This is a genomic window from Saccharothrix sabaoui, from assembly GCF_051756985.1.
Lineage (GTDB): Bacteria > Actinomycetota > Actinomycetes > Mycobacteriales > Pseudonocardiaceae > Actinosynnema.
In genome coordinates, this window is record NZ_JBPKJK010000315.1 from 1 (window position 1) to 3,274 (window position 3,274).

The following is a 3,274-nucleotide window of genomic DNA, read 5'->3' on the forward strand; positions in this document are numbered from 1 at the left end:
CCCACCCACCCACCCCCGACCGCCTCACGGCGACATCGAACCCGCCTGCGGCGGGTACTCACCCCCGCCTACCTCCACGCCTCCCGCACCAATGCGGTGCCCCCCGCCGACCGCACGAGCACTCCCGAGACCGTCATCGCCCGACGGCTCCACGTCGGTCGACACGAGTCGGCCGGAATCGCCCACCACGTCCGGCTCACTATCGACACCCACCTCGGTGACATCCTCACCGTCGCCGCCCGCACCATCGGTTTCCTCGTCCGACTCGTCCGACCCACCACCAGACGAGGCCGACCGCGCCAAACGCACCAGCGAAGCGACCATCTGATCGGACATCCCGGTGTAGCGCGCCAACTCCACCTCGTCGAACACCTCCAGCGCCGCCGTCACCGTCTCCGCCAGACCCACCCGAGCCATCTGCTTCTTCGCCCGCTCAGCCTCGATGTCCTCCCCGAGCTGCTCGCGCAACGCAGCAACCCGCTCACGGTGCCGCTTCCGCAGTCCCGTGATCCGCTCGTCGCTGCCGCGCTCCACATCCTCGGCCGCCTCAGCGGCCCGCACGACATCCCGGATCGCCGTCGTCCGCAGTCGCGCCCGCCGCCTGTCCTCCTCCGCCACCTGCCGAGCGATGTCCTTCGCCGACACAGCCATGCCCCCGACCTCCAGTCACAAAGTCCCCCTGGGAGCACCACCACCGTAAACGCCGATTCCCCACAATTCCAGAAGAAAGCGCGCTTGCCACAGCAGCACAGACACGGCCACGGCACCCCCGACCGCGTCTGTCCTTTGAGTACTTTTCGCTCAACGAAAAGTCGGCACCGACCCACCAACTACCGACAAGCCATTACAAGATCAACAAATTTGCACTATGGTATCCACGAGGTTTCCGCATCGGGCAACGCCCCGGGTGTAGTCATCTCGGCCCCCACGCAAGAGCCGAAGAGGCGACAGGTCGCGCAGCGACGTCGCCGAAGCACCGCGTGGGGAGGTAGTCGCTTGGCCTACGTCAAGCCCATCGGCTTCAACCCTGTGGAGATCGACTACCGCCTCGGCGAACTCGACTCGTGCAGCGGCGCCGACCGCGAACGACCACTCTCGACACACCCGCAAGGCAGTCCTTCGGCGCTGCTGTGGATCGGCCAAGGGCTGCGCGAAGTCGGCATCACGCCACTGAGCCCGTTGACCCGCGACCAGTTCCCCCGGGCACGGGCCCTCGCCTCGGGACGCCACCCGCACACCGGCGAAGTGCTGGTGGAACCCAAGAAGGCCGTCCCCGAGGACGCCAAGCTGCCGATCTCGCCACTGGTCCGCGCCGTGCACGGCATAGCCACCCAAGTCGGGGTGCCGGTGTCGGAGGTGCTCGCGGAGCGCAAGCTGCGCGACATGTTCGCCACCGTAGAACGAGTGTGGCGTGCCGACGGCGAGACCGCGCGCCTGCGCGCCGACCACGCCGGTCTCCTCCTCGACGCGGTCGGACTGGCACCGGACGAGGTGTGGCAGCCCGGAGCCTTCGCACGAGCGACGGCGAACCTGTTCACCGTCGTCCAGACCACCGGCCGCAACGGCAAGCCGCGCAACAAGCGCGTCCCGCGGCGGGTCGTCACCGGCAACGCCGCCTACGACCTCACCGTGGACATCCCCAAGGGCGACTCGGTGTTCCTGGCCATCGCCACCCCGGAGCTTGCCGCGCAGGCGGAGCCGATGTACCTCCAGCAGGTGCTGCGCACCTTCGACTGGCTCGAAACCCGCACCGCCTACGGCATGCGCGGCAAACACGGCCAAGGCAAGACCGCCGCCACCGTCCCGGGAACGGGTTTCCTGGGCTGGGCGATGGTCGAACGCACCGCCCGGCCCGTCGAGGGCATGCCCATCGGTGATCCGCACTGGCACGTCCACCTCACGCTGGCCAACATGACCCGCGGTATCGAGGACGGCAAGTGGAGCACCATCGCCGCCGGCGGCCGCGACCTCATCCGCCACGCCCCGGTGGTGCAGCACATGGTGCACGCGCTGATCCGCTACCAGATGACCACCCGGTTCGGCGTGCGCTACCGCCGCAGCGAACGCACCGGACGCTGGGAGATCGCAGGCATCCCCGATGCCACACTGCGGCAGTTCAGCAAGCGCAACACCGACATCCGCGCCCTGCTCACCCATCTGGGACACGACCCGCAGACCGCGACCCGGGTCCAGCAGGACCTCGCCGCCCGCCTGACCCGCCGCCCCAAGCACACACCGGGACGGGCACGAGGGGACTACATCGACGCTCTGGACGCCACTCTCCAGGACATCTGGCAAGGGCAGGAACTGGCCGCCGGACGCGACCCCGCCGAGCAACTGCGGCGTGTCCTCGCGGGCGGTTACCTACCCGAAGACGGCGGGCAGCCCGAACCCGAGCCGGTCGTCACCGCCGAGACCATCGCGCGCCAACTGCTCGACCCGGCTGTCGGGCTGACTTCCCACAGCCGACGCTTCACCCGCGCCGACGCCCTGCGCCACGTCGCCGACGCGATGCCCGGCGGCTACGAATCTTCCGAGGAGATCGAGGCCATGACCGACCGGGTCCTGGCGCACCTGGACTTCGTCCGGCTGCCCCAAGGCGCGGAGCTGGTGCACGGGGTGGGCGCGAAGCGGTCCCTGGCCGCGCAGCACATGGCCAACGCCGAGCAGTTCACCACCACCGACGTCGTCGACGCCGAGAAGATCATCCTGCGCGCCGCGAAGGCCAGCCACCCCGACCAGTCGCCGGTCCGCGTCACCGACCCGGACCTGGTGCAGATGGCCCTGGACACCGTCGAGGCAGGCCAGGGCTACCCGCTCTCCGACGAGCAGCGCACCGCCGTGACCCGCCTGGCCACCGACGGCCGCCTGATCGACACCGTCAACGGCGCCCCCGGCACCGGCAAGACCACCCTGCTGCGCGCCCTGCGCACGGTCCTGGAGGCAGCCGGGTACGTGATTCAGGGGGCGGCCAGCGCCGCCGTCGCCGCCCGCAACCTCCAAGCTGAATCCGGCATCCCCTCCAAGACGCTGACCTCGCTGCTGAGCACCGTCAAGGACCCGGACAGCACGGTGCTCCTCGGCGTCGACGTGCTCGTGGTCGACGAAGCCAACCTCACCGACGACCGCGACCGGGCCCGGCTCTATCAGCGAGCAGCCCAGACCGGCACCCGTGTCATCGAGATCGGCGACAAGCTCCAGCTGCGCGGCGTCGGCGCGGGCTCGTTGTTCGGGCACGTCCACCGCCTGGTCGACGGCCCGGAACTGGTCGACA

2 protein-coding genes are annotated in these 3,274 nt (G+C 69.7%); one reads left to right on the forward strand and one right to left on the reverse strand.

Features of this window, described 5'->3' with window-relative positions; translation table 11 throughout:
* Positions 1–24: 24 nt before the first annotated feature.
* Positions 25–651, reverse strand: coding sequence for a hypothetical protein (locus ACR807_RS41445; protein ID WP_438927034.1), 627 nt, complete (start codon positions 649–651; stop codon positions 25–27).
* Positions 652–996: 345 nt separating this feature from the next.
* Here ACR807_RS41445 and mobF point away from each other — a divergent pair.
* Positions 997–3,274, forward strand: a 2,278-nt coding sequence (gene mobF / locus ACR807_RS41450) for a MobF family relaxase (protein ID WP_438927035.1), incomplete at its 3' end; no start/stop codon positions are given.

Excerpts from the sequence above, each read along its gene's own strand:
- ACR807_RS41445 (WP_438927034.1), bottom strand. The coding sequence starts at position 651 with ATGGCTGTGTCGGCGAAGGACATCGCTCGGCAGGTGGCGGAGGAGGAC.